The organism is Arthrobacter sp. LjRoot14 (assembly GCF_964253905.1).
Taxonomy (GTDB): domain Bacteria; phylum Actinomycetota; class Actinomycetes; order Actinomycetales; family Micrococcaceae; genus Arthrobacter.
In genome coordinates this window covers 4262372-4288015 of sequence record NZ_CAXURL020000001.1, presented here as the reverse complement: position 1 = coordinate 4288015, position 25644 = coordinate 4262372, and the positions used below count along the sequence as shown (strand labels likewise).

Here is a 25644-nt window from a genome sequence, read left to right as displayed (position 1 = left end):
ACAGTGGAACGGGACAGGGGCTAGGCATCGATAACCAGGTCCGTCTGCGCCGTGGAGCAGCAGGGCAGGAACTTGCCCGCAGAGATTTCCCGCGCCCGGATCCCTCCCTGGTGGTTCATCTCGATCTCCCCTGAAAGCTTGACGACCTTGCAGGAGCCGCACATGCCTTCCTTGCAGTTCGCGCCAATCCTGACGCCCGCACGCTGGGCCGCCTCGAGGATGCGCTCGGTGGGATCGATCCGGACATTGATGCCGGTACGCATGAAGGCCATGGTGAGGCTGCCTGTCCCCACCGTGCCGAAGCTCGAGGCGTCAGGGGAACCGGCTTCCGGCGCCAGGCCCGGGCTGTCGACGGCGGGGTCGGAGCCGGGTGCCTCCGGGTCACTGATTTCCAGCGGCAGCCCCGAGGCCTGCAGAGTCCCGTCGGCGTCGTAGCCAGGCTCATAGAGCCCGAACGCGGCGGGCTGGCTTTCAAAGTAGTCCTCGGCGGATTCGGCGATCTCCTCGGCGATCTCCTCCGCGACGTCGGCTGCAAGTGCCACTTCCGCCTGGTATTCAAGGAGCGTCTGGCGGTCTCCCGAGAAGAACTCCATGTATATGGAAGTGTCATCGACGCCGACCTTTTGGAGGAGCTCGGTGGCGGTATTCAGGTAACCCTCGGGACCGCATGCGTACACCTGGCGGCCGTTGGCATCGGGGGCCACCTCCTCGAGCATGGCCGCCGTCAGCCTTCCGCTGAGCCCTTCCCACCCCTCGGGTACGCTGCGGTCGCCCAGGGAGTAGTGGACCTTGATGCGTGAGTCCACGGAAGCGATATAGGCCAGTTCCCGGTGGAAGGCAAAGCCTCCAGCATCCGAGCCGTGGTAGAGCACCACAACATCGGCGTGTCCGGGCAGGGAGTGGATGGTCCGCACCATGGACATGATGGGAGTGATGCCTGCGCCGGCAGCAAGCAGGAGATACCGTGCCCGTCGGTCGGCATCGGGCAGGTGGAATGCTCCCACCGGTCCCAGCATCTCAAGAACGGTGCCGGGTTTGACGTTCTCGTGCACCCAGGGTGAGGCCAATCCCGTGGGGTCGCACTTGACGGTAATGCTGAAAGTCCACGGCTCGGTGGGCGAACTGGACAGCGAGTAGCTGCGGTCCACCGGTTCCTGGTCCTCGCCATTCACGGGAAATGCGACGTTCACGTACTGGCCGGCACGGAACGCCAGGGGGGCACCGTCGCATCGGCGGAACACGAAGGTCATCATGGCCCCGGCCTCGGGAACGGTCTCGACGCATTCGGCCTTGAACTCCTGCGGATGCCATGGGCCCAACGCCCGGGCTGCCCGTGCGGGTGTCTCGGGGCTTCCCATCACCCTGTTCCACGGCATCTCAAGACCGCGAATACGCTGTGGTTCCTGGATTGCCGTTTCAGTTAGGAGTTCAATCATGCCAAGTGCTCCTGCACGCGCTGCACGTACCAGTTGATGAATGCCTCGACCTGGTATTCGCTCTTCATGTACGGACCGGGCTCGTAGGCGGGACTGCCGGCACCCTGCTGGCACAGCTCCACGAACGCCTTGTCCTGCAGGTTTGTCTGCTTCCAGGTGTAGGTGAGTTTGTCCAGGTCGTAGTCGACGCCTTCCACGGCGTCGTCAGCCACCAACCAGGTGGTGCGTACGAGGCTTTGGTGTTCGTTGATGGGAAAGACACCGAACGTGATGACGTGGTCGCCAAGGAAATGGAACCAGCTGTTGGGCTGCAGGTGCATCGAGCAGCGGCCAAGGCGGAAGTCGGGCAAATCACCCAGCAGCTTCTTGGAAAGCCTCCGCCCGTCCGCGGAGAACGACTCACCCTCTCCATCGAGTGATTCCCGTGAGATGCGGATTCCTGCGATACGCGTGTCAAGCTGCTCAACCACCTCGTAGGGAAGGCCGTAGCGGCGGCAACGCTCCTCGAGGGAGGACTGAGCCTCCTTGTTCCGGTTCCACACTTCCTCAAGATGGGGCGGGATCAGGCCCTCCGTCAGGCCCCAGGTGGGGAAGAGGGAGCAGGCGAGCTCAGGGTGGCCGTCGCAGTGGTAGCACTCACGGTTGTTCTCCATGACGAGCTTCCAGTTGCCCTCTTCGATGATGTTCTGCTGGTAGGCGATTTTTGTCTTCGAGAGATCGTGGGGCGCCAGGTAGGGCTCAAAGATCTTTGCGGTTTCGTCGAAGTCCGTCGGCGCATCATCGGCAATGCAGACGAAGATGAGTCCGGCGACCTCGCGGCCGTGGGCGCGCTTGAGGCCGAAGCAGCTCTTGTCGAACTTCGTTTCCCCCGGCGCGGAGGCATGGATCAAATTACCTTCCGGGGAGTAGGTCCAGGAGTGGTAGCCGCAGACCAGGTTTCCGGTTGACCCGGCAGCTTCGGTGAGAACGCGGGCGCCGCGGTGGCGGCATACGTTGTGCAGGACGTTCACGGCGCCGTCGTCGTTGCGCAGCACAATCAGGGAGTAGGGCCCGTAGTCGACGGTGACGTAGTCGCCCGGCTCCGGCAGTTCGGCGGTGCTCGCGGCAAAGATCCAGTGCTGGCCGAAAATGGCCTCCATGTCGATGTTGAAGATCGAGCGATCGGTGTAGAAGGGGGCATCGAGGGAGTAGCCGGTGCGCCGGAACTCAAACAGCGCGGTAATTTCTGCCAGCTGCTCGGCCGGCAAGGATGCAGCGAGTTTTCCGCGTGAATTGAGGGGGACGTTCACTGAAGCAGTCATGGGTTTCCTCCCGGGAGGCATGGGTAGTGGGTGTTGCGGCGGCCATGCGTGGGCGGGTGCTAACGGCCGGTCGAAGTACTTGTAATGATGAGATTAGGGTCACGGGAGCTGCAACAAAAGCGCGTGATTTTGAAGATAACCATGCAGAATAGATGCATGATCGATCCACGGCTCATAACACTTCGGGTGTTTGCCCGGTGCGGCACTATTGGCGCAACCGCGGAGCTCACGGGTTATTCTCCCTCCGCTGTCTCCGCGCAATTGCGGGAGCTCCAGCGCGTGCTTGGAATGCAGCTGCTGACGAAGGACGGCCGGGGTGTGCGTCTTACCGCCACGGGACGCTTTCTGGTGGCGGGCTCGGATCCCCTCATTGCCCAATGGGAGAAGCTGCGCGCCGCAGCCATGGAGGCTGGCGACCAGGTGCAGTCCCACTTTGGCCTCGGCGGATTCTCCTCAGCAGCCGCCCAGTTGCTCGCGCCGCTGGCCGCCACCCTGCGCTCAACACGCCCCCTGCTGGAGGTGCAGGTTCTTGAGGCTGAACCGGCACGCTGCTTCGACTTGTTGATTGCGGAACGAATCGACCTTGCAGTTATCGTCGCCATGCAGTCCGACAGTTATGGTGAGGACGATCCGCGCTTCGAGCAGAGAGTTCTGCTCGACGATCCACTGGACGTGATCATTCCCGGTGACCATCCGCTGGCATCACGCCAAACAGCGACGCTTGAAGAGCTGGCATCGGAACCCTGGATTACGGAGGCCGCCGGTTCCACGTACCATTCCCTCTTCACCGCGGCGTTCACGGCAGTCGGGGTGACGCCGCGGATTGCCCATGAAGCCGTTGAATGGGAAACCCACATCGCGTTCGTGGGAGCGGGGCTGGGCGTCGGCCTGCTGCCCCGGCTGGCGCCTTTGCATGGTGCCGAAAACGTGGTTCGGTTACGCATCACCGGTCAGACGCAACCCACGCGCCGCATCGTCGCAGCGGTGCGCAGGGGCAGCATCGCCTCACCCCTGATCCAGGAGTCGCTCGGCATCCTGCAGTTCAACGCCAACCGGATTCTCACCGACCGGCTCAACGAGGACCTCTGAACACTGCCGGCGCGGGGCGTCCTGGAGCTGATGCCTTAGCGGCGGGTGTAGCCCATTTTTGCGCTGATCTGCAGCCCTGCCTGCTTCAGCGCCTCGAGGAGGCCCGGTGCTTTTTCCGGGTCGAAACGGAAGGCCGGCCCGGAAATGCTGACCGCGCCGATCACCGCGCCCAGGTGGTTGTACACCGGCACGGACATTGAGTTGAGGCCGATTTCGAACTCTTCGCGGACCACGCCGTAGCCTTCGCGGGCTACGTCGATCAGCTGGTTCTCCAGCTTGGCCCGGTTGGTGATGGTCCGCGGCGTGCGGGCCGGAAGCCCGGTGTCCTTCAGGATGCGGTCCCGGTCGTCCGCGGACAGCGCCGCCAGGAGGACTTTGCCGCTTGAGGTCGCATGGAGCGGTGTCAGGCTGCCCACCCAGTCATAGGTGGCCAGTGTGGACGGACCCATGGCCTGGTCCACGTTGACGGCGTAGTTGGAGCGCAGGACGGCCAGGTTCACCGTTTCCTTGAACTCCTCGGCCAGCCCTTCCAGCACAGGCCGGGCTTCACGGACCAGGCTGAGCCGTCCGGGGATGGAGCTCGCCAGCCTTAGGATGCCGAAGCCCAGCTGGTACTTTCCGCGCTCGCTGTTCTGGTGGACCATTTCACGGCTCACCAGCGAGCCCAGCAGCCGGGAGACGGTGGACTTGTGGATGCCCATCTCTTCGGCGATTTCACTCACGCCCGCATGGCCGTCCCGCGCCAGGATCTCCAGGACTGCCATTGCCCGGTCCACTGACTGGACGCCGCCGTGCTGGCCCGAGTCCGCGTCGACGTCGGATCCGGGGTCGTTCTTCGAAGCCATGATCCATACCCTCAAGTAGTTTCTGCGGCTCGCTTACCCGCCACAAGGCCGCTTAGAGCGACCTCTCGCTTAGTTCCACATTTTCGATCCTATGCCGAGACCGGCGCGTCAGGCGGCATTGCGTTGATCGCGGGGACGTCACTGCAGGTCCAGGCGCATCAGCACCCGGGGAAAGCCGTTAATCACGGAGTCAGTGGGGGCAGACATGGTGAACCCGGCCTGCTCGAAGAGGCTCCGCGTGCCAACGTAGGCCATGGTGAGGTCCACGTGTCTGCCCTCGTTGTCCACCGGATAGCCCTCAATGGCGGGGGCCCCATGGCTTCGGGCGAACTCGACGGCGCCCTTGAGCAGGTGGTGGGAGATCCCTTTGCCGCGGTGCCCGGGCCTCACCCGGATGCACCACACCGACCACACGTCGAGGTCGTCGAGGTGCGGGATCTTGCGGTTGCGGGCAAAGCTGGTGTCGGCGCGCGGATGGACGGCCGCCCAGCCCACCACTTCGTCGCCGTCGTACGCGAGAACCCCGGGCGGCGGGTCCTGCCGGACCAACTCCTTGACGACTTCGCCGCGCTCCGGGCCATGCAGTGCAATGTTCTGTTTGGAGGGGATGCGGTAGCTCAGGCACCAGCACACGGTCGCATCGGGCCGTTTGGGGCCCACTATCGTTTTCACGTCCTCGAACAGGTCCGCCGGACGGATTTCGATCGCCATGTCTACCGCACACCGTTGCTGTGGGCCATGGCGATCGCTTCGGTGCGGGAGGTGGCGCCCACTTTCCGGTAGATGTTGCGGAGGTGGAACTTCACTGTGTTCTCGCTGATGTGCAGTTTCGCGGCGATGGCCCGGTTCCGCTGTCCGGCGGAGAGCAGTTGGAGCACCTCAAGTTCGCGGTCCCCGAGCTTCCAGTCGGAAACGTCGGCCAGCGGGCGGGCCGGCGGATCAAGGGGGAGCGAGATGGCGACGTCGGCACCCCAGCCGGGCATCACATCCACGGACATGCTGCCGTCAAGGGCTTCCACGCGCTGGGCGAGGCGCGCCATGGCGGGTGCCGCGCCGGAGCGCTCGCCGGGTCCGTCGTCGCGGACGTTGACCAGCAGGTTCTCGCCGTCGCAATCCCACTGCGTTCGGATCCGCCGCACTCCCGCCTGGTCCACCATGGCAAGGACCAGCCCGCGGACGATCGCGCGGGCCGCATGCGCCACTTCGCCGGGCAGCGCGCGGCCGTTGACGGGCGGCTCGATGAACTGGACGTCGATGCCGCTGAAGTTCATGAGCGGCTTCAGGTCCTCGCGCAGCCGCTGGAATGCGGTGGCGACGGGTTCCTCCACGAGGTCGGTGGTGCGGTCGCTGAGCGTGCGGAGTCCCACGAGCGCCTTGGCGGCGACGTCGGTGGCGGACCTTCGCGCGGCGTCGTCGCTCAGTGCGGGCGACCGCAGCGCGGCGAGCAGGGTTTCGAGAGTGGTGGAGTGGTGATCCACCAGTTCCGCCGTTACCCTCACCCGCTCGGCCGAGGCCGCGCGGGATTCGATGAGGTACGACGGCGGCGCGTCCGCCACCTTTTCCCTGATCCGCTCCGCTGCCAGCGTCCAGAAGTAGCGGAGCATGCGGTCCGCTACGTCGTGCCCGGCGGGGTCCGGAAGCCGCTGCGGATCGGCGAGGATCAGCAGGGCGTTGCTCGGTGAAGACAAAGCGAGGACCGTGCGCTCTTCGCCGCCGAGCACGGCGTCACCCTGCCACGCATCGCCCGTGCCTGACCCGCTTGCGCCGGAGAGCGACGCCCGGATGTGGTCCAGTTCTGCGATGGAGACCCGGCTGATGATCGACTCGTCGCCGGCCTTCTTCTGCGGCCGGCCCGTGCAGTCCTCGGTGAAGATGACCAGGGCGCTGCTTCCCAGATAAGGGAGGGTGGCCTCCCGCAGCCGCTGCGCAATGGTGGCCAGCGGAGCAGTGGACAGGGCGGCAACAGCTTCGAGCAGGACTGTATCGGGCGCTTCCACCTGCCCAGTCTACGGCGCCACAGGAATCCACCTATCCCTTTGTGTAGTAAAGACCGTTCAATCATGGCGTTGGAACCACCTATAGGACGGGTGAGGATGAACAGGTAGCAACTTTCGTGAAGGAGGAACCAGCTGATGAGCGTCATCGCCGAAACCGATCCGGCAGCCCTGGCCGGTGCGTCCCGGGCCTTTGGCCGCAACAGGGAACTGGTCCAGGACGAAATCAGGGACGTATCCGGACGCGTTGATCCGGATCAGGTGGCGGCGCTCGTCACCGAGCTCCGGCTGGCCGGCAGGATCTTCGTGACCGGAGCCGGCCGCAGCGGGCTCGTCCTGAAAATGGCGGCCATGCGGCTCATGCACCTGGGACTGGCGGTGCACGTGGTGGGTGAGACCACCACCCCGGCCATCGGCCCAGGGGACCTGCTGCTCGCGGCCTCCGGTTCCGGCACTACCGCCGGCGTCTTCAAGGCGGCGGAAACCGCGGCCGGCCAGGGCGCACGGGTCGCCGTCTACACAGCCGACGCCGGTTCCCCGCTCGCGGAAGTTGCTGCCGCCGTCGTACTTATCCCGGCCGCCCGGAAGACGGACCACGGCTCGGCCGTGTCGCGGCAGTATTCCGGCAGCCTCTTTGAACAGGTGCTGTTCACCACCACCGAAGCCGTCTTCCAAAGCCTCTGGGACGAGGACGCTGCCGCTGCCGAGGAACTCTGGCGGCGCCACGCGAACCTCGAATAGGCCGCACCCCGTTACCACCCGCCCCGCCTCAACCAAGAACCCCAATCAGAAAAGAGACACCACGTGAAACTGCAAGTCGCCATGGACGTCCTGACCGTCGAAGCCGCCCTCGAGCTCGCGGGCAAGGTTGCCGAATACGTTGACATCATCGAGCTCGGCACCCCGCTGGTGAAGAACGCCGGCCTGTCCGCCGTGACCGCCGTCAAGACCGCCCACCCGGACAAGATCGTCTTCGCGGACATGAAGACCATGGACGCCGGAGAGCTGGAAGCCGAGATCGCCTTCGGCGCCGGTGCGGACCTGGTGTCCGTCCTCGGTAGCGCGGACGACTCCACCATTGCCGGAGCGGTGAAGGCGGCGAAGGCCCACAACAAGGGCATCGTTGTTGACCTGATCGGCGTCGCGGACAAAGTCACCCGCGCCAAGGAAGCCCGCGCACTCGGCGCCAAGTTCATCGAGTTCCACGCAGGCCTCGACGAGCAGGCCAAGCCGGGCTACAACCTGAACGTGCTGCTCAGCGCAGGGGAGGAAGCCCGGGTGCCGTTTTCCGTGGCCGGCGGAGTAAACCTCTCCACCATTGAAGCCGTACAGCGCGCCGGTGCGGACGTCGCCGTCGTCGGAGGATCCATCTACAGTGCAGAGGATCCGGCACTTGCCGCCAAGCAGCTGCGCGCTGCGATTATCTAACGAGTATTCCGCGCGCTCTTCGGTGTATGACCGCGGCAGGATTCGAGTAGTCCCGGCCGTTCCGTCCTGTCTGCGGCCATGCCACACTTGATGGACTATCGATTGACTGGGGGGATCCACGTCAGGAGATTGTCATGCGACCATCGATGCCCGCCAAGACTTCGTGCCGCAGGTTGGCGGTGAACAACGCATGATGATCGGCTGGGCCTACCTTATGGCCGCAATCATGACAGTGGACTCGCTCCTGCTGGGCCTGCTGCTGCTGAACGTGAAGTGGCCGAAGAGCTGGAAGAGGAACGGCTGACCCGCCCTGCCCGGACGCCTTCGACCATCCACATGCTCTCCCGGCCCGCATTCACAGCCTGCCGACAGGATCCGAACAGCCGCGCCTTACCTTGGCGCTGCATCTTTGAGTGAAGGACGGTGCAAACCGGCCGTTCTACCCAAAGAGCCGTTCACGCGGCGGATCGAGGAGACATCAGATGTCACGCACGAAGAGAATCACGCTCGGCCTGACGGCCGGGGCACTGGCGCTCGGCGCCGGACTGGGAGTCACCGGGATGGCCTCGGCGGCCGAAACCCCGAGCCCAAGCGCAACGGCCCAGAGCACAGCGTCCACCGACGGATCAACCGCCACTGACGGCGGCATGCGCGGCGGTCACAAGGGCGGCGACCGCGGCCAGCTGGCTGCCGACCTGGCCACCAAGCTCGGCGTGGAGGAGGCCAAGGTGACCGAGGCGCTTCAGGCTTTCCGGGATGCCAACAAGCCGACTGACGGAACCAAGCCGGCCGAGGGCACCAAGCCGGACCGTGCCGCGATGGACGCGGCGATGGCCAAGGCCCTGGCTGAGTCGCTCGGCGTCGAGGAATCCAAGGTCACCGCAGCCTTGGAGGAAATCCGCACGGCCGGCCAGGCCGAACGGGCGGCCGAACTCAAGACGCGGCTTGACCCGGCTGTCACCGACGGCAAGCTGACCCAGGCCGAGGCGGACGCCGTCACCAAGGCCGTGGAAGCAGGAGTGATCGGAGGCGGCGGCCACTAGCAAGCAGGCGAGAGCAGGAAGCAGGGCAGGACGCTCTCTCACTTCCTGCTGTTTTATACGAGACGCTCTCTCACTTTCTTGAAGAAAGTGAGAGAGCGTTTCGGGTTTTTATGGCGAAAGGTGAGAGAGCGTCTCGGGTTTTATGGCGAAAGGTGAGAGAGCGTCCGCAGGGGTGCTGCTTAGAGGACCTTGCGGATGGTCTCTTCGAAGCTCGTGACGTGGTGCAGGGCCAGCTCGCCCGCTTTGTCGGCGTCGCCCGCGGCCACTGCCTTGAGCAGTTCCACGTGCTCGGTGATGTGGCCGCTCACCGAAGGAACCTTGTCCAGGACCAGGCACCAGATGCGGGTGGCCAAGTTGTCGTAGCGGATCAGGGTGTCTTCCAGGTGTGGGTTGGCTGCCGCTTTGTAGATCAGCCGGTGCACCGTCAGGTCATATTTCATCAGCTCGCGGGACTCGGCAGGGCTCGGATCAAGCTCCGCGATGATCGTGGCAACGTCCAGCAGCTCGCGGCGCATGGCGGCGTTTGCCCTCGTGGCAGCACTACGCGCCGCCAGCGGCTCCAGCAGCTCCCGGACCTCGGAGACGTCGGCCAGTTCCGTGAAGTCCACGGTGGTGGCAAAAGTTCCCCGGCGCGGATAGGACACCACCAGGTGGTCCAACTCCAGCCGCTTGATCGCCTCGCGCACAGGGGTGCGGCCAAACCCGAGCTCGGCCGCCAGCTGGCCATCATTGATGGGTTCGCCCGGCCGGATCTCCAGCATGATCAGTTTGTCGCGCAGCTGCCGGTAGGCGGCCTCCGCCTGGGACAGGACTTCGTCCTCGGCGGGTGGCAGGGCAGGAAGTGCATTCAAGGTGCCGCTCCGTTCATCGCTACTCAGTTCTTCACCACTCAGCTTCAGCACTGAGCGATCGGGTTCCAACCGGAAGCTCAGTGCCACTTTGCTTCCCGCTATTGACTCTCCTGTGATCCCAATCATACCATTGACCTCACACTGATATATCAGTCATAGCAATAGTGGTATTTCAAAGGAGCATCCGTGGTTGAGCAGTTGAACGAGCGACTTTCCGCAGTCGATCCCGAGGTCCAGCAGGCCATCGCCAATGAGCTGGGCCGCCAGCAGTCGACGCTGGAAATGATCGCCTCGGAGAATTTCGCCCCGTCCGCAGTCATGGAGGCACAGGGGTCGGTGCTGACCAACAAGTACGCCGAGGGCTACCCGGGCAAGCGCTACTACGGCGGCTGCGAGCACGTTGACGTGATCGAGCAGCTGGCCATTGACCGGGTGAAGGCCCTGTTCGGCGCCGAGTTCGCCAACGTCCAGCCGCATTCCGGCGCCCAGGCCAACGCCGCCGCCATGTTCGCGCTGCTGAACCCGGGTGACACCATCATGGGACTGGACCTTGCCCACGGCGGCCACCTGACCCACGGCATGCGGATCAATTTCTCCGGCAAGCTATATAACGTGGTCCCGTACCACGTGCGTGAATCGGACCTCCGGATCGATATGGCCGAGGTCGAAGCGCTGGCCCTGGAGCACCGCCCGCGGCTGATCGTCGCCGGCTGGTCCGCCTACTCCCGCCAGCTCGATTTCGCCGAGTTCCGCCGCATCGCCGACCTCGTGGACGCGTACCTGATGGTGGACATGGCGCACTTCGCCGGCCTGGTGGCAGCAGGGCTGCACCCCAATCCGGTGCCGTATGCCGACGTCGTCACCACCACCACGCACAAAACCCTCGGCGGTCCCCGCGGCGGCGTCATCCTGGCCAAGGAGGAATACGCCCGCAAGATCAACAGCGCCGTGTTCCCCGGCCAGCAGGGCGGCCCGCTGGAGCATGTCATCGCAGCCAAGGCCGTGGCCTTCAAGCTCGCCGGAACCCCGGAATTCAAGGAACGCCAGGAACGCGTCCTGCAGGGATCCAAGCTGCTGGCCGAACGGCTCCTCCGCGACGACGTCGCCGCGGCCGGCATCTCCGTGGTGAACGGCGGCACCGACGTGCACCTGGTCCTCGTGGACCTCCGCAACTCCGAACTCGACGGCCAGCAGGCCGAAGACGCCCTGCACCGGATCGGCATCACGGTCAACCGCAACGCCGTACCGTTCGACCCCCGCCCGCCGATGGTTTCCTCCGGCCTCCGGATCGGAACGCCCGCCCTGGCCACCCGCGGCTTCGGCGCCGCGGAATTTACCGAGGTTGCGGACATCATCGCGACGGCGCTCATCGCCTCGGCTGCCAACGGCACCATTGGTGACCAAACCGTCGTCGAACTCCGAGCCCGGGTGACCGCCCTCGCCGAACAGTTCCCCCTTTACCCGCATCTTTCCCAGAACGACGGCGGCGAGATCGCCGCGTTCGAATCAGACATGATTGGAGCAGCCCAGTGAGCACCCAACAGCTCCCCGAGCACCCGGATTTCCTCTGGCGCAACCCGGAGCCCAAGTCCTCCTACGACGCCGTGATTGTGGGCGGCGGCGGGCACGGCCTGGCCACGGCCTACTTCCTGGCCAAGAACCACGGCATGACCAACATCGCGGTCCTCGAAAAGGGCTGGCTGGCCGGCGGCAACATGGCACGCAACACCACCATCATCCGGTCCAACTACCTCTGGGACGAGAGCGCTGCCATCTACGAGCACGCCCTGAAGCTCTGGGAGATCCTGCCGGAGGAGCTCGAATACGACTTCCTCTTCAGCCAGCGCGGCGTCATGAACCTCGCCCACACCCTCGGCGACGTCCGCGAAAGCATCCGCCGCGTGGGAGCGAACAAGCTCAACGGCGTGGATGCTGAATGGCTGGAACCGGACCAGGTCAAGGAACTCTGCCCGATCCTCAACATCAGCGACAACATCCGCTACCCGGTCATGGGCGCCACGTACCAGCCGCGTGCCGGCATCGCCAAGCACGACCACGTGGCCTGGGCCTTCGCCCGCAAGTGCGACGAACTGGGCGTGGACATCATCCAGAACTGCGAAGTCACCGGCTTCCTCAAGGACGGCGACCGCGTGGTGGGCGTCAAGACCAACCGCGGCACCATCAACACCGAAAAGGTGGGCCTGTGCGCTGCCGGCCACAGCTCGGTCCTGGCGGAAATGGCCGGCTTCCGGCTCCCCATCCAGTCCCACCCGCTCCAGGCCTTGGTCTCCGAACTGCACGAACCGGTCCACCCCACCGTGGTGATGTCCAACCACGTGCACGTCTATGTTTCCCAGGCCCACAAGGGCGAACTGGTCATGGGCGCCGGCGTCGACTCCTACAACGGCTACGGCCAGCGCGGCTCCTTCCATGTGATCGAGAACCAGATGGCCGCCGCCGTCGAACTGTTCCCCATCTTTGCCCGGGCCCACGTGCTCCGGACCTGGGGCGGAATTGTGGACACCACGCTGGATGCCTCGCCGATCGTGGGCACCACCCCGGTGGAGAACATGTTCGTGAACTGTGGCTGGGGCACCGGCGGCTTCAAGGCCACCCCGGCTGCCGGACTCACGTTCGCGCACACCATCGCCACGGGCACTCCGCACAAGCTGAACAAGCCGTTTGCGCTGGAACGCTTCGAAACCGGCGCCCTGATCGACGAACACGGCGCAGCCGCCGTCGCCCACTAGCCGCCGTCCCATAGAAAGAAGACGCACATGCTGCTTATCTCATGCCCCAACTGCGGCTCGCGCGACGAGACCGAGTTCCACTACGGCGGCCAGGCCCACGTGCCGTACCCGGAGAACCCGAACGACATGAACGACCGTGAATGGGCCGAGTTCCTGTTCTACCGCGACAACACCAAGGGCACGTTCGCTGAGCGCTGGCTCCACAGCACCGGCTGCCGCCAGTGGTTCAACATGCTCCGCGACACCGTCAGCTACGACATCCAGGCCGTCTACCCGATGGGTTCGCCCCGGCCGGACGTGTCCGTCCCGGCCGTCGCTGACACCGGCACTGCCAGCACCGCCGCTGACAGCACCACTACGGGGGACACGGCGCCCAGCACCTCTGCAACCAGCATTTCAGCAACCAGCACCACCCCTGGCACCACCGCCCCGGAAGGAGCAACCAAGTGACTTCCCAGAACGCCCGCCTCGCGGCCGGCGGACGCATCGACCGCAGCATCTCCTGGCGTTTCACCGTGGACGGCGAGGAATTCACCGGCCACCCCGGCGACACGCTGGCCTCGGCGCTGCTCGCCAACGGCCGGATCGCCGCCGGCAACTCGCTGTACGAGGACCGCCCCCGCGGCATCATGTCCGCCGGCGTGGAGGAATCCAACGCGCTGGTGCGGGTCGAAGCACGGTTCCCGGGCCACGTGGCCGAGTCCATGCTCCCCGCCACCACCGTCACCCTGGTGGACGGCCTGAAGGCGGACCTGCTCAACGGCCTGGGCCGCCTCGATCCCGAGGAGGACCGCGCCGAGTACGACAAGAAGTTCGTTCACACCGACGTCCTGGTGATCGGCGGGGGCCCCGCCGGCCTGGCCGCGGCCCGCGAGGCCGTCCGCACCGGCGCCCGCGTGATGCTGCTGGACGACCAGCCCGAACTGGGCGGCACGCTCCTGTCCGGTTCCACCGCACCGGAGCTCGCTGAGACCATCGAAGGCAAGCCGGCCCTGGAATGGGTGGCTGACGTGGAAGCCGAGCTCGTCTCCGCAGCCGAGTGCACCGTCCTGAACCGCACCACGGCCTTCGGCGCCTACGATGCCAACTACGTCGTCGCCGTCCAGAACCGCACCGACCACCTCTCCAGCCCGGCCGCCCCCGGCGTATCCCGGCAGCGGATTTGGCACATCCGTGCCAACCAGGTGGTGGTTGCGCCCGGCGCCCACGAACGCCCGCTGGTGTTCGAGAACAACGACCGCCCCGGCATCATGCTCGCCTCGGCCGTCCGCAGCTACCTCAACCGCTACGCCGTGGCCGCCGGGCAGCGCGTCGTCATCAGCACCACCAACGACAGCGCCTACGCCCTGGCCTCGGACCTGCGGGCTGCCGGCGTCAAGGTCGCCGCCGTCGTGGACGCCCGTCCCCGCCTCACGGAGGTGGCAGCCGCCGCCGTCGAGTCCGGCACCAGGGTACTGATCGGCAGTGCGGTGGCCAACACCTCCTCTGGAGAAGGCACAGCGGACGGCCGGCTGACCGGCGTCACCGTCCGCAGCATCAACGACGACGGCGAACTCACCTCCGGCATCGAAGAGATCGCCTGCGACCTGCTGGCAGTCTCAGGCGGCTGGAGCCCGCTGGTCCACCTCCACTCGCAACGGCAGGGAAAGCTGCGCTGGGACGATGACCTGGCGGCATTCGTGCCGAGCACCGTGGTCCCGAACCAGCAGACCATCGGCTCCGGCCGCGGCAGCTTCGAACTCGAGGACTGCCTCGCCGAAGGCATCTCCGCCGGAGCGTCGGCGGCCATCGCCGCCGGCTTCAGTGCCGCCGTCGAACCTTCCGTCATCGGCGAGCCCAAGGCGTCCGCCCCCACCCGCCAGCTGTGGCTGGTACCGGGCCAGGAAGGCACGCCGGATGACTGGCACCACCACTTCGTTGACTTCCAGCGCGACCAGTCCGTGGCTGACGTGCTGCGGTCCACCGGCGCCGGCATGCGGTCCGTGGAGCACATCAAGCGCTACACCTCCATCAGCACCGCCAACGACCAGGGCAAGACCTCCGGCGTCAACGCCATCGGCGTGATCGCCGCGGCACTCCGCACCGCCGGCGAAGCCTCCCGGGGCATCGGCGACATCGGCACCACCACCTACCGCGCCCCGTTCACCCCCGTGGCCTTCGCGGCACTGGCCGGACGCCAGCGCGGCGAGCTGTTCGACCCTGCCCGCGTCACCTCGATCCATCCGTGGCACGTTGCCAAGGGCGCACTGTTCGAGGACGTGGGGCAGTGGAAGCGTCCCTGGTACTACCCGCAGGCCGGTGAGGACATGGACGCCGCCGTGCTGCGCGAGTGCGCCGCCGTCCGTGATTCCGTGGGCTTCATGGACGCCACCACGCTCGGCAAGATCGAGATCCGGGGCAAGGACGCCGGTGAGTTCCTCAACCGGATCTACACCAACGCCTTCAAGAAGCTCGCCCCGGGCTCCGCCCGCTACGGCGTGATGTGCATGGCGGACGGCATGATTTTCGACGACGGCGTGACCCTGCGCCTCGACGAGGACCGGTTCTTCATGACCACCACCACCGGCGGCGCCGCGAAGGTGCTGGACTGGCTGGAGGAATGGCTGCAGACCGAATGGCCTGAACTGGACGTGCACTGCACCTCGGTGACCGAACAGTGGAGCACCATTGCCGTCGTCGGACCCAAATCCCGCGCGGTGATCGCCAAGGTGGCACCGGAACTCGCCGCCGGCGGCGGGCTGGAGGCGGAAGCCTTCCCGTTCATGACGTTTCGCGAAACCACCCTCGCCTCCGGTGTGCAGGCCCGGATTTGCCGGATCTCGTTCTCCGGCGAACTGGCCTACGAAATCAACGTGCCGTCCTGGTACGGGCTGAACACCTGGGAAGCCGTGGCCGCCGCCGGGGCCGAATTCAACATCACCCCGTACGGCACCGAAACCATGCACGTGCTCCGCGCCGAAAAGGGCTACCCGATCGTCGGCCAGGACACCGACGGCACCGTCACCCCGCAGGATGCCGGGATGGAATGGGTGGTCTCCAAGGCCAAGGAGTTCATCGGCAAGCGCTCCTACGCCCGTGCCGATGCCAAGCGCGAGGACCGCAAGCACCTGGTCAGCGTCCTCCCCGTGGACGGAACGCTGCGGCTGCCGGAAGGCACCCAGCTCGTGGAAAAGGGCATCTCCACCAACCCCGCCTATGGCCCCGTCCCGATGCAGGGCTTCGTGACCTCGAGCTACCACAGCGCCGCACTGGGCAGGTCGTTCGGGCTGGCCCTGATCAAGAATGGCCGCAACCGCATCGGCGAGACCCTCGTGGCCGCCGCCGGCGACCAGCTGGTTGACGTGGTTGTCGCAGAAACCGTACTTTTTGACCCCGAAGGGACCCGCAAAGATGGCTAACACAGCAGCACTCGAAGGCATCAATGGACTCCGGGACATCCGCCGCAGCCCTGCCTCCCACCTGGCCGAAGCGCTGGAGGCCGGCTCCGTGGCGGGAACGGTTGTCCTCAAGGAAGGCCCGTTCCAGACCATGGCGGGGATCCGCGTTGACCCCCGCTCTGAGCAGGGCTCACGGATCGCGTCCGTTGCCGGCGGCCTGCCCGCACGGTGCGGCGAAGTGGCCGGCTCGGACAGCATCAGCGTCCTGTGGCTCGGCCCGTCCGAGTTCCTGGTGGTGGCACCGGAAGACGCCCACGACTCCCTCGGCGGGGACCTGATCGGCTCCCTCACGGCAGCCCTCGGCGACGCTCCCGGCCAGGTGGTGGACCTCTCCGCCAACCGCACCACGTTCGAGCTCTCCGGCCCGCGTGCACGGGCAGTCCTGGAGAAGGGCTGCGCCCTGGACCTGCACCCGCGCAGCATCACCCCGGGAACTGCCCTGAACACCGAGGTGGGCAACATCCCGGTGGTCCTGCTGAAGAACGGCGAGGACAGCTTCCGGCTGTTCCCGCGGGCTTCGTTCGCGGACTTCCTGGGCCGCTGGCTCCTGGACGCCATGAGGGAATACGCCTCTCCCGAGGTGCCCTGATGGCGCTGAGCGCCCTGGACCTCTTCTCCGTTGGCATCGGGCCGTCGTCGTCACACACGGTCGGCCCGATGCGGGCGGCGAAACTGTTCGCCGACGGGCTCAAAGGTGACGGCCACATGAGCGCCACCGTCCGGGTCCAGGCGGAACTGTTCGGATCGCTCGGCGCCACCGGCAGGGGCCACGGCTCCGACAAAGCCGTGGTCCTGGGCCTCCAGGGCCTGGACCCGGAAACGGTGGACACCTCCACCGCGGACGACCAGGTGGCCGCCGCCGCGCTCGACGCCGAACTCCGGATCGGCGGGGACCACCGGGTGGATTTCAACTGGGACGAGGACGTGGTGCTGCACCGCCGCAAATCCCTGCCCGCCCACCCCAACGGAATGACGTTCCGCGCGCTGGACCACACCGGCGCCGTGCTCAGTGAACGGAGCTTCTACTCCATTGGCGGCGGTTTCGTTGTTGACGGCGACGCCGACGCCGGAGACAAAGTGGTGGCGGACGACACGCCGCTGCCGTACCCTTTCACCACGGCCGACGAACTCCTGGAGATCTGCCGCCGCGAGGGAATGTCCATCTCCGACGTTATGCTCGCCAACGAACTCGTGTGGCGCAGCGAAGCGGAACTCCGCGAGGAGCTGCTGAAACTCTGGGCTGTCATGCGCGAATGCGTGGACAACGGCTGCGCCGCGGAAGGGATCCTTCCCGGCGGGCTGAACGTCAGGCGCCGGGCGCCGTCGTTGTTCAAGACCCTGACCGCGGACACCGGCGTCACCGATCCGCTCCGGGCGATGGAGTGGGTGAACCTCTTCGCCCTTGCCGTCAACGAGGAAAATGCCGCCGGCGGGCGGATCGTCACCGCCCCCACCAACGGCGCGGCCGGAATTGTGCCGGCGGTGCTGCACTACTACACCAAGTTTGTCCCAGGAGCCGACGACGACGGTGTGGTCCGCTTCCTGCTGGCGGCGGCCGCCGTCGGGATTCTTTTCAAGATCAACGCCTCCATCTCCGGCGCGGAAGTCGGCTGCCAGGGCGAGGTGGGCTCGGCCTGCTCCATGGCGGCCGCCGGACTGTGCGAGGTGCTGGGCGGCACGCCGGAACAGGTGGAAAACGCCGCCGAGGTGGGAATCGAACACAACCTGGGCCTGACCTGCGACCCCGTGGGCGGCCTGGTGCAGATCCCGTGCATCGAACGCAACGCCATTGCCAGCGTGAAGGCCATCAACGCCGCCCGCCTTGCCCTGCACGGGGACGGCAGCCACAAGGTGTCCCTCGACAAAGCCATCAAAACGATGCGCGAGACAGGAGCCGACATGAAAACCAAGTACAAGGAAACCTCCCGAGGAGGCCTCGCCGTGAATGTGATCGAGTGCTGAGCCATGACTGCCATCGAGACTGAAACCTCCACGGGCCCGTCCGTCGCGGAGCCGGCCGTGACCACCGTGGAGCATGTCCTGACGCTCGACTGCAACGAGTCGCCGGGCATCGTGCACGCCGTCTCCGGCTTCCTGCTGGAACACGGCTGCGACATCATCGACAACCAGCAGTTCGGTGAACGCTCCGAAGGGCACTTTTTCATGCGGGTGCACTTTGCGTCCGACGGCGATGCCTCCACCGCGGAGACCCTGCGGACCGCTTTTGCCCCTGTGGCTGAACGTTTCGGGATGAGCTGGCGGCTGGAGCCGCACGGTTCAAAGCGCCGCGTGCTGATCATGGTGTCCAAGTTCGGGCATTGCCTTAACGACCTGCTGTTCCGTGCCAGGATCGGCGAGCTGCCGGTGGACGTGGTGGCGGTGGTGTCCAACCACACCGACCACCAGGCGCTGGTGGAATGGCACGGAATCCCGTTCTTCCACGTGCCCGTCACCGCCGCCACCAAGCCCGAGGCCGAGGCACGGCTGCTGGAACTGGTGGACGAGTTCGACGTGGAACTGGTGGTGCTGGCCCGCTACATGCAGGTCCTCAGCGACGGGCTCACCCGCAAGCTGGACGGGCGTGCCATCAACATCCACCACTCGTTCCTGCCCAGTTTCAAGGGCGCCAAGCCGTACCACCAGGCCTACGCCCGCGGTGTGAAAACGGTGGGTGCCACGGCGCACTACGTCAACGGCGAGCTGGATGAGGGACCCATCATCGCCCAGCAGGTGGTGGAGGTGGACCACACCTACGGCCCGGAAGACCTGGTGGCCGCCGGCCGCGACACCGAGTGCAAGGCGTTGTCTAACGCGGTGCGCTGGCACTGTGAGGGCCGGGTGATCCTGCACGGCAACAGGACCGTGGTGCTCCGCTAGGCCCCGCCCCCTCCGCAACCCGCGACGCTCTCTCACTTCCGGTCGGTCTCACCGCGACGCTCTCTCACTTCCGGTCAGTTTCACCGCGACGCTCTCTCACTTCCGGTCAGTTTCACCGCGACGCTCTCTCACTTTCTCCAGGAAAGTGAGAGAGCATCGCGGTTTTTCTTGCGTTAAGTGAGAGAGCGTCCGTTCACGCGCTGGTCTCTTGCTACAGCGCGGCCAGCCGGGTGGCGAGGTGCAGCGCGGCGAGCCGGCCGGTTCCGCGCGGATCCCCGCCGCACAACTCAAAGATCCGTTGCAAGCGGTGATGCATCGACTGCCGCTCAACATGCAGTTCGCGGGCGGCCTGCGCAGTGTTGCAACCCGAGTCCAGCCAGGTTGCCAGGGTTGCGAGCAGCTGGGAGTTGCGCCGCGCGTCGTGATCCAGCAAGGGCCCCACCTGCTGGCGGACGAAATCCTGCCGTGTGCCCTGGTCCAGATGCTGCACCGCCAGGCGCTCCACCGCCAAGTCTTCGACGTCGATCACCACGCCTTCCGCGTCCGACGCCGGCCGGGCCGCCGACCGAAGCGAGCCGTTCACGGCGAGATCCAGGGCGCTTTTCGCCTCCGACAGCGACCACGGCGCGTGTTCGATCCCGGCTGCCAGCGGACCCACCGCCGTCATGGTTCCCGCCTCGACCGGGAGCTCCCTGAGTGCCGCCACGAGCCGGGCCCGCGCGGCCGCCGCCCCGTCAAAAGGGAGGGCGGCAAGCGCCAGGAGCTCGGCATTGTCCACATAGCTGGCGCTTTGCTGCGCCGACCGCTTGAGGATATTGTCCATGGCAGCCCGCAGCTGCTGCGAGGTGGAGGACCGGACGACGACGGCGACAACCGTCGCAGAGGGAAGGATCCCTGCGGCGGGGGAGAGTTGCTGAAGCCGCCAGGGCTGGCTGCCGGAACTGACGGCACGCAGCAGCGCCGTTCCGGCCACTTCTTTCAGCCCAGGCGGCATCCGCTGCAGCAGCGCGAGCGACAGGATGTCCACGCAGCGACCGCCGGCAACGCGCGCGAGGTTGACGTCGCCGTCGGCCGGTACGTTGATGAGCAACCTCGCGGAGGGCACGCCGCGGACCGGCACATCAATGCTGATCAACGTGCCGCCGCTGCCCGGCCCTGCCGTGCGTCCGGGCTCTGCCGGGGAGCCGGTGCCGGACTCGGGGCCCTCCTCCGGCTGGGAATCGGCGCCGTCAGCCGGACGCGTGCCGGCGTCATCCGGCCCGGCGTTGCCCAGCGTCACGCCGGACACCGACGAGAGCTCCAGCGTCGCATCGATGATTCCGGCCAGCACGGCGAGGATCTGGTCCAGGCTGCTCCCGTGGGCCAGCTCAACGGCCATGGCGTGGCTGGCCTCATCCGCGCGGCGCAGATGGGCCACGGATTCACTGACGAGCATCGAGTTGATCGCCTGCATGATGCCCACGAACGGCACCACCTTGCGGAATTCAATAAGGGGAAGCCCGGCGGTTTCCGCCGCCTGGATCATCGACGACGGCAGTGAAGCGAGCCGCTGGCCCGTTTCCACCGCCAGCGCACCGACCCCGCGCTCTGCCAGCTGCCGAACATACTCCACCCGGCGGGCGTCCGAGGCAGTAACCAGCGCATCGCCGCCGGTAAGAAGCAGCTCGCCGCCGCTAAGTAACGGCGCGATGTCCAAGACTTCACTGGAGTGCACCCATCGCAGCTGCGTACCCGCCACGGCGCCAGCACCGGCGCGGATCACGGGATCGGCGGCTGTGAGGGTGGCATGTTTCAGGATCTCACTGAGCTTTATTGGCATTACGCTCCGTCATGCAAATGGGTCTTTTGATGTACATATCGTATCTTGTTGCCTGTGGTCTGCGGCACATACTCTGGCTGTATCCCCTTTCTCCGACGGAGGCCCCACATGCAAAACAACTCCACTGCAGTCCCGGCCGGCCACGTGCCCGCAGCCGGCGAAGACGTCGAAGCGTGGCTTCAGCCCATCCCCGAATCACAGCGGACCCGGAAGGTTTCCGGACAGTTCTGGATCTGGGCGGGAGCCAACCTGGCGCCCATCAACTGGGTGCTCGGCGCCCTGGGCATCCACCTCGGACTTGGCTTCGCCGACACCGTCACCGTTCTGGTTTTGGGGAACCTGATCGGCATGCTCCTGTTCGGCTGCTTCGTACTGCTGGGCCAGAAGACCGGTGCAACCGGCATGGTGCTGGCCCGTGCGGCATTCGGCCGGCGCGGAAACTACCTTCCCGCCGCCATCCAGGCGCTGCTGGTCATCGGCTGGTGCGCCGTCAACACCTGGATCATCCTGGATCTTGTGATGGCACTCTTCGGCACCCTCGGCTGGGTGGACCCGACGGCCCACAACTACGCCTGGAAGATCGGCGTCGCCACCGCCATCATGGCCGCGCAGGTTGCCATCGCCTGGTTCGGCTACAAGGCCATTGCGGCTTTTGAAAAGTGGACCGTGCCGCCCACCATCATCATCCTCGCCGTGATGTCCGCCGTCGCCTGGTTCGGTATGAAAATCAATTGGTCCTACGCGGGGCCCGCCGGCAACATCCTCGAAGGCTCGGACCGGATCGCTGCCATGAGCGCCGTTATGACGGCCATCGGCATCGGCTGGGGAATCACCTGGTTCACCTATGCCGCCGACTACTCCCGCTTTGTGAGCACCGAGGTGCCGAAGCGCAAGGTCTACCTGGCATCAGTGCTGGGGCAGTTCATCCCCGTCGTCTGGCTCGGAGTCCTGGGCGCCAGCCTCGCAACCAACAGCGGCGAGATCGACCCCGGAAAACTCATTGTGCAAAACTTCGGGGTCCTCGCGCTTCCGGTGCTCCTGATGGTCCTGCACGGACCCATCGCCACCAACATCCTGAACATCTACACTTTCTCGGTCGCGACGCAGGCCCTCGACATCACCATCAGCCGCCGCAAGCTCAACCTGTTCGTCGGCGTCTTCTCGCTCATCGCCGTCGTATTCTTCATCTTCCAGGAGGACTTCGCCTCCGTCCTGGACGCCTGGCTGATCGGTCTCGTGGCGTGGGTGGCCGCCTGGGGCGGCGTCATGCTGGTGCATTTCTTCTGGATCGAGAAGCGCTGGCCCGGCGAGGCCTCGCGGTTGTTCGACGGCGTGGGCACTAAGCGGCTCCCCGGAGTCAACTGGGCGGGCGTCGTGTCCCTCCTGGTCGGCATTTTCGCCACCTGGCTGTTCATGTACGGCCTGGTTCCTGCAATGCAGGGCCCCATCGCAGTGGCACTGGGCGGCTGGGACCTGTCCTGGCTCGCCGGCGGCGTCAGCAGCGCAGCGTGCTACGCAGTTCTTGGCCCCCGGGTCCACCGGAAGTTTCTGGCTGGCGCCGCCTCTGAGCCGGTCCCGGTAACGGTCCCGGAGACGACCGTCCCGGACGCTGCAGCCCGCCCGTCAACCACCCCAGTTTCGCTGTAGAAAGGATTCGGACCATGGAATTCCCCGCTCTCCCGGACTCCGCCCATCCCATCACCTGGCCCGAAGGTTACCGGGCGGCCGCGTCCTTCACGTTCGATGTGGACGCGGAGTCCTGCACCATCGCCCACGATCCCACCAGCACGCGCCGGATGTCGCTCATGACGCACCAGTCCTACGGGCCCAAGGTTGCTGTGCCCCGGCTGCTGCAGATCCTGCAGCGCCAGGACATCCAGGCCACCTTCTTCATTCCCGGATTCACCGCTGAAAGCTACCCCGACGTGGTGCGCCGGATCGTGGACGCCGGCCACGAGATCGCACACCACGGCTACCTGCACGAACCCATGCGGGGGATCGATGCGGCCACCGAGGCGCGGTATATCGACCGCGGGCTGGAAGCGCTGGCCAAGGTCGCCGGTGTACGGCCGGTGGGTTACCGGGCTCCGTGGTGGGAACTGAACTGGCACTCGCCGGCGCTCCTGGCAGACCGCGGCTTCCTCTACGATTCAAGCCTGCTCGACGGCGATGCACCGTACCGCTTCAGCGTCGCCGACGGCGATTCCAGGGATCTGGTGGAAATTCCGGTGGACTGGGCGCTCGACGACTGGGAGCAGTACGCCTTCTACCCGGGAGTCACCGGCAGCGGCGTCATCGAAAGCCCCGCCAAGGTCCTGGAAATGTGGACTCTGGAAGCGCAGGCGCACCATGCGGCCGGGAGCTGCTTCGTACTGACCAACCACCCGTTCATCTCCGGCCGGCCTTCGAAAGCCGTGGCACTGGAACAGCTGATCAGCCGGGTCAAGGACATGGACGGAATGTGGGTCACCACGCTGGCGAAAATCGCCCAGCACACCCGGGACACGGTCACCGAAGTCCACAGCCACGCACGGATTGAGGTTCCGGAATTCCCCGACGCCGGCGCCCGCTTCACCCCGGCGCAGGTGCGCCAGCCAGCGCTGGCCGCTGAACCGGCCTGAGCCCACCCGCCGGAACGCTCTCTCACTACTTACCGAAAAAGCCGGAACGCTCTCTCAGTCGATACAGAAAAAGCCGGAACGCTCTCTCACGCGGTGAACTGGTCCCCGATAGTTGGACTGGCTAAATCGGATTCTAGGCCGCAAGGGTCTGGGCTCGGTATTGCACCGGGCTCAGGCCCTTGAGCCTTGTGGAGATTCTTTCGTTGTTGTACCAGCGGATGTACTCGGGAAGTGCCGAGGCCAGGGCGTCGGTGCTGAGGAAGCGGACGTGGTGGAAGAGCTCTTCTTTGAGGTGTCCGAAGAAGTTTTCCATGACGGCGTTGTCGTAGCAGTTGCCCTTGCGGGACATCGACTGCGCGGCGCCGGCATCTTTGAGAAGGATCCGCCATGAGGCGTGTTGGTATTGGACGCCTTGGTCCGAATGCACCAGCGGCTGCTGCCCCGGCTCAAGACGGGCGAGGGCGCTGCGGAGCGAACTGTTGGTCAGTTCCAGGTTCGGCGAGCTGCCAACGGAATAGGAGATGATCTGTCGGTCGAAGAGGTCCATGACTGGTGAGAGGTAGAGCTTCCGGTCCCCGACGCGGAACTCCGTCACGTCCGTGACCCACTTCTGGTTCGGAGCGTCAGCATCAAACTTCCGGTTCAGCAGATTCGGGGCAATAGCGCCCTGCTCACCTTGGTAGGAGTTATAGCGCTTCCTTCGGCGGACCTTACAGAGCAGCTGCAGTGAGCGCATCAGTTTCAGCACGGTCTTCTTCGCAACCGCCCACCCTTGCTTGGTTAGCTCGCTGTGGATGCGGCGATGGCCGTAGCGGCCATGGTTTGTCGTGAAGATCTCCGTGACTGCGGCCTTGAGTGCTTCCTTGGGGTCTGGAGATCGAAGCCGGGCCTGGTGGTAGAAGAACGTCGAGCGGGCCAGGCCCGCGACCGGCAGCAGGACCGGGAGAGGGTAGTCAGCCTTGAGGGCAATGAGGGCCTGAACCTTCACTGTCGTTCCTGAGCCCTCAAGGCCCGCAATTTTCCCAGATATGCCACCTCCGCGCGGAGTCGTTCGTTCTCCCGGCGCAACCGTTCCAGTTCGGTTAACTCGGCCGGTGGAGGTGGAGCTGCGGACTTCGCGGGCCTGCCTTTGGCCCTGGGACGTAATGCCTCCGCACCATCACGGCGATACGCCCGGACCCACTTTTGCAGCAACTGACGCGAGGACAAGCCGGCCTCCACAGCCAGGTCCTGGCCGGCCTCGCCCGCGAGGAACCGCTCCACTAAGGCCAGCTTGAACTCGAACGAGTACGACTTCGCCGGTTTGCTCACCAGCACTCCTTGCCCATGAATCCTCCACCGCCCATACAGCGCCCTAACGGGCACCCACGGCGCATCCAGCAAACGCGCCGCTGCCCGATACCCGATGCCTTTCTCAAACCACGCTACCGCCGCCTCGCGCTGGACCTCAGACAACAAACTATTTGCACGCATAAAACTGCTCCCCGGAAGTCGGAACTGAATTTCTCAGTCCAACTTCCGGGGAGCAGTTCACGGTGAGTGAGCGTTCCGGCTTTTGTTGCGATAAGTGAGAGAGCGTCCGCCCGGAACGTGCAGGAAGTGAGAGAGCGTCCGGGGAGGCCGGGTGGGGCGAAGCTAGACGCCCAGGGTTTCCTTCAGCGCCGCCACGTGGCCCTGGGCCTTGACCTGGTACTGGGCCAGCTTCACTTTACCTTCGGGGTCGAGCACCACGGTGGAGCGGACGATGCCCTCAGTGACCTCGCCGTCGCGCAGCTTCTCGCCCCACGCGCCGTAGGCCAGGGCCACGGAGTGGTCCTCATCGGCCAGGAGCGGGAAGGTCAGGGCAAAGTCGCCGGTGAAGTGGGCCAGCTTATCGGGGGCGTCGGGGGAGACGCCCAGGACCTCGTAGCCGGAGCCCTGCAGGGACTCGAGGCTGTCGCGGAAGTCGCAGGCCTCGGTGGTGCAGCCGGGCGTGGCTGCTTCCGGGTAGAAGTACACAATGACGTTCTTGCCGCGGTAATCGGCCAGCGAAGTCGGCTTGCCTTCGGCGTCCGGCAGGGTGAAATCCGGTGCCTGGGTTCCGGGCTGGAGCTTGGTGGTCAGAGTGGGGCTCATAATGATCCTTCGGGAGTCTGTTTGCTGACAAAAAGAGC

The 25644-nt window shown here is 65.7% G+C and carries 24 protein-coding genes; 14 read left to right on the top strand and 10 right to left on the bottom strand.

The genetic code is table 11. From position 1 onward, the window contains the following. Nucleotides 1-20: 20 nt before the first annotated feature. Nucleotides 21-1436 carry a ferredoxin reductase gene (locus ACSQ12_RS19450; protein ID WP_436066555.1) on the bottom strand — a complete coding sequence of 472 codons (1416 nt, stop codon included), beginning with the start codon at nt 1434-1436 and terminating at the stop codon, nt 21-23. Next, nucleotides 1433-2737 (bottom strand): aromatic ring-hydroxylating oxygenase subunit alpha, encoded by a 1305-nt coding sequence (locus tag ACSQ12_RS19445; protein WP_436066554.1) that lies wholly within the window; start codon nt 2735-2737, stop codon nt 1433-1435. The genes ACSQ12_RS19450 and ACSQ12_RS19445 overlap by 4 nt, the downstream gene beginning before the upstream one ends. Before the next feature lie 156 nt (nt 2738-2893). Here ACSQ12_RS19445 and ACSQ12_RS19440 point away from each other — a divergent pair, with 156 nt between their 5' ends. Continuing rightward, the gene (locus tag ACSQ12_RS19440; RefSeq protein ID WP_436066553.1) at nt 2894-3826 is read left to right on the top strand and encodes a LysR family transcriptional regulator; all 933 of its coding nucleotides are present in this window, start codon (nt 2894-2896) and stop codon (nt 3824-3826) included. Nucleotides 3827-3861: 35 nt separating this feature from the next. On the opposite strand, the gene ACSQ12_RS19435 is transcribed toward ACSQ12_RS19440, so the two are convergent. From ACSQ12_RS19435 to ACSQ12_RS19425, 3 genes are all read right to left on the bottom strand, one after another. After that, entirely contained in the window at nt 3862-4671 is an 810-nt protein-coding gene (locus tag ACSQ12_RS19435; RefSeq protein ID WP_436066552.1) for an IclR family transcriptional regulator, read from the bottom strand. A 138-nt stretch (nt 4672-4809) separates the two neighbouring features. After that, entirely contained in the window at nt 4810-5382 is a 573-nt protein-coding gene (locus tag ACSQ12_RS19430; RefSeq protein ID WP_436066551.1) for a GNAT family N-acetyltransferase, read from the bottom strand. Between the two features lie 2 nt (nt 5383-5384). Beyond that, nucleotides 5385-6668, bottom strand: a complete 1284-nt coding sequence (locus ACSQ12_RS19425; protein WP_436066550.1) for a helix-turn-helix transcriptional regulator — start codon at nt 6666-6668, stop codon at nt 5385-5387. Nucleotides 6669-6803: 135 nt separating this feature from the next. Between ACSQ12_RS19425 and hxlB the strand changes: the two genes are divergently transcribed. The 4 genes from hxlB to ACSQ12_RS19405 all read left to right on the top strand — a co-directional run bounded on the left by hxlB (nt 6804) and on the right by ACSQ12_RS19405 (nt 9136). Beyond that, nucleotides 6804-7406, top strand: a complete 603-nt coding sequence (hxlB, locus tag ACSQ12_RS19420) for a 6-phospho-3-hexuloisomerase (protein ID WP_436066549.1) — start codon at nt 6804-6806, stop codon at nt 7404-7406. Nucleotides 7407-7469: 63 nt separating this feature from the next. Then, nucleotides 7470-8093 (top strand): 3-hexulose-6-phosphate synthase, encoded by a 624-nt coding sequence (gene hxlA / locus ACSQ12_RS19415; RefSeq protein WP_209742215.1) that lies wholly within the window; start codon nt 7470-7472, stop codon nt 8091-8093. A gap of 163 nt (nt 8094-8256) precedes the next feature. Next, nucleotides 8257-8397: a hypothetical protein gene (locus tag ACSQ12_RS19410; RefSeq protein WP_354298644.1), complete on the top strand. Its 141-nt coding sequence runs from the start codon at nt 8257-8259 to the stop codon at nt 8395-8397. Nucleotides 8398-8575: 178 nt separating this feature from the next. After that, nucleotides 8576-9136, top strand: coding sequence for a hypothetical protein (locus tag ACSQ12_RS19405; RefSeq protein WP_436066548.1), 561 nt, complete (start codon nt 8576-8578; stop codon nt 9134-9136). Between the two features lie 179 nt (nt 9137-9315). Here ACSQ12_RS19405 and ACSQ12_RS19400 read toward each other — a convergent pair whose 3' ends face one another. Further along, nucleotides 9316-9987, bottom strand: a complete 672-nt coding sequence (locus tag ACSQ12_RS19400) for a GntR family transcriptional regulator (protein ID WP_436066547.1) — start codon at nt 9985-9987, stop codon at nt 9316-9318. 186 nt (nt 9988-10173) lie between these two features. On the opposite strand from ACSQ12_RS19400, the gene glyA reads away from it, so the two are divergent. From glyA to purU, 7 genes are read left to right on the top strand one after another with little or no spacing between them, the layout of a single operon-like run. Then, nucleotides 10174-11520 (top strand): serine hydroxymethyltransferase, encoded by a 1347-nt coding sequence (glyA, locus tag ACSQ12_RS19395; protein ID WP_209742218.1) that lies wholly within the window; start codon nt 10174-10176, stop codon nt 11518-11520. Then, on the top strand, nt 11517-12737 hold the full coding sequence (locus ACSQ12_RS19390; RefSeq protein ID WP_209742219.1) for a sarcosine oxidase subunit beta family protein: 1221 nt from the start codon (nt 11517-11519) through the stop codon (nt 12735-12737). Before glyA ends, ACSQ12_RS19390 begins: the two co-directional genes overlap by 4 nt. Before the next feature lie 27 nt (nt 12738-12764). Then, a complete protein-coding gene (locus ACSQ12_RS19385; protein ID WP_436066546.1) occupies nt 12765-13187 on the top strand; it encodes a sarcosine oxidase subunit delta in 423 nt (140 codons plus the stop codon). After that, nucleotides 13184-16135, top strand: coding sequence for a sarcosine oxidase subunit alpha family protein (locus tag ACSQ12_RS19380; RefSeq protein WP_436066545.1), 2952 nt, complete (start codon nt 13184-13186; stop codon nt 16133-16135). Before ACSQ12_RS19385 ends, ACSQ12_RS19380 begins: the two co-directional genes overlap by 4 nt. Further along, nucleotides 16128-16763 carry a sarcosine oxidase subunit gamma gene (locus tag ACSQ12_RS19375; protein WP_436066544.1) on the top strand — a complete coding sequence of 212 codons (636 nt, stop codon included), beginning with the start codon at nt 16128-16130 and terminating at the stop codon, nt 16761-16763. Before ACSQ12_RS19380 ends, ACSQ12_RS19375 begins: the two co-directional genes overlap by 8 nt. Continuing rightward, nucleotides 16763-18136: an L-serine ammonia-lyase gene (locus ACSQ12_RS19370; RefSeq protein ID WP_436066543.1), complete on the top strand. Its 1374-nt coding sequence runs from the start codon at nt 16763-16765 to the stop codon at nt 18134-18136. Before ACSQ12_RS19375 ends, ACSQ12_RS19370 begins: the two co-directional genes overlap by 1 nt. A gap of 3 nt (nt 18137-18139) precedes the next feature. After that, nucleotides 18140-19051, top strand: a complete 912-nt coding sequence (purU, locus tag ACSQ12_RS19365) for a formyltetrahydrofolate deformylase (protein WP_436066542.1) — start codon at nt 18140-18142, stop codon at nt 19049-19051. Between the two features lie 211 nt (nt 19052-19262). Here purU and ACSQ12_RS19360 read toward each other — a convergent pair whose 3' ends face one another. Next, nucleotides 19263-20870 (bottom strand): PucR family transcriptional regulator, encoded by a 1608-nt coding sequence (locus tag ACSQ12_RS19360; protein ID WP_436066541.1) that lies wholly within the window; start codon nt 20868-20870, stop codon nt 19263-19265. Nucleotides 20871-20978: 108 nt separating this feature from the next. Between ACSQ12_RS19360 and ACSQ12_RS19355 the strand changes: the two genes are divergently transcribed. Next, nucleotides 20979-22517 carry a purine-cytosine permease family protein gene (locus ACSQ12_RS19355; protein WP_436066540.1) on the top strand — a complete coding sequence of 513 codons (1539 nt, stop codon included), beginning with the start codon at nt 20979-20981 and terminating at the stop codon, nt 22515-22517. A gap of 14 nt (nt 22518-22531) precedes the next feature. Further along, nucleotides 22532-23491: a polysaccharide deacetylase family protein gene (locus tag ACSQ12_RS19350; protein WP_209742227.1), complete on the top strand. Its 960-nt coding sequence runs from the start codon at nt 22532-22534 to the stop codon at nt 23489-23491. 133 nt (nt 23492-23624) lie between these two features. On the opposite strand, the gene ACSQ12_RS19345 is transcribed toward ACSQ12_RS19350, so the two are convergent. From ACSQ12_RS19345 to bcp, 3 genes are all read right to left on the bottom strand, one after another. Then, a complete protein-coding gene (locus tag ACSQ12_RS19345; RefSeq protein WP_436065425.1) occupies nt 23625-24479 on the bottom strand; it encodes an IS3 family transposase in 855 nt (284 codons plus the stop codon). Then, complete coding sequence (locus ACSQ12_RS19340; RefSeq protein ID WP_436065424.1) at nt 24476-24802, bottom strand: helix-turn-helix domain-containing protein; 327 nt, start codon at nt 24800-24802, stop codon at nt 24476-24478. The genes ACSQ12_RS19345 and ACSQ12_RS19340 overlap by 4 nt, the downstream gene beginning before the upstream one ends. 324 nt (nt 24803-25126) lie before the next feature. Further along, nucleotides 25127-25606: a thioredoxin-dependent thiol peroxidase gene (gene bcp, locus ACSQ12_RS19335; protein ID WP_436066539.1), complete on the bottom strand. Its 480-nt coding sequence runs from the start codon at nt 25604-25606 to the stop codon at nt 25127-25129. Nucleotides 25607-25644 lie beyond the last annotated feature (38 nt).

Excerpts from the sequence above, each read along its gene's own strand:
- ACSQ12_RS19450 (WP_436066555.1), bottom strand. The coding sequence starts at position 1,436 with ATGATTGAACTCCTAACTGAAACGGCAATCCAGGAACCACAGCGTATT.
- ACSQ12_RS19445 (WP_436066554.1), bottom strand. The coding sequence starts at position 2,737 with ATGACTGCTTCAGTGAACGTCCCCCTCAATTCACGCGGAAAACTCGCT.
- ACSQ12_RS19440 (WP_436066553.1), top strand. The coding sequence starts at position 2,894 with ATGATCGATCCACGGCTCATAACACTTCGGGTGTTTGCCCGGTGCGGC.
- ACSQ12_RS19435 (WP_436066552.1), bottom strand. The coding sequence starts at position 4,671 with ATGGCTTCGAAGAACGACCCCGGATCCGACGTCGACGCGGACTCGGGC.
- ACSQ12_RS19430 (WP_436066551.1), bottom strand. The coding sequence starts at position 5,382 with ATGGCGATCGAAATCCGTCCGGCGGACCTGTTCGAGGACGTGAAAACG.
- hxlB (WP_436066549.1), top strand. The coding sequence starts at position 6,804 with ATGAGCGTCATCGCCGAAACCGATCCGGCAGCCCTGGCCGGTGCGTCC.
- ACSQ12_RS19405 (WP_436066548.1), top strand. The coding sequence starts at position 8,576 with ATGTCACGCACGAAGAGAATCACGCTCGGCCTGACGGCCGGGGCACTG.
- ACSQ12_RS19385 (WP_436066546.1), top strand. The coding sequence starts at position 12,765 with ATGCTGCTTATCTCATGCCCCAACTGCGGCTCGCGCGACGAGACCGAG.
- ACSQ12_RS19375 (WP_436066544.1), top strand. The coding sequence starts at position 16,128 with ATGGCTAACACAGCAGCACTCGAAGGCATCAATGGACTCCGGGACATC.
- ACSQ12_RS19370 (WP_436066543.1), top strand. The coding sequence starts at position 16,763 with ATGGCGCTGAGCGCCCTGGACCTCTTCTCCGTTGGCATCGGGCCGTCG.
- purU (WP_436066542.1), top strand. The coding sequence starts at position 18,140 with ATGACTGCCATCGAGACTGAAACCTCCACGGGCCCGTCCGTCGCGGAG.
- ACSQ12_RS19360 (WP_436066541.1), bottom strand. The coding sequence starts at position 20,870 with ATGCCAATAAAGCTCAGTGAGATCCTGAAACATGCCACCCTCACAGCC.
- ACSQ12_RS19355 (WP_436066540.1), top strand. The coding sequence starts at position 20,979 with ATGCAAAACAACTCCACTGCAGTCCCGGCCGGCCACGTGCCCGCAGCC.
- ACSQ12_RS19350 (WP_209742227.1), top strand. The coding sequence starts at position 22,532 with ATGGAATTCCCCGCTCTCCCGGACTCCGCCCATCCCATCACCTGGCCC.
- bcp (WP_436066539.1), bottom strand. The coding sequence starts at position 25,606 with ATGAGCCCCACTCTGACCACCAAGCTCCAGCCCGGAACCCAGGCACCG.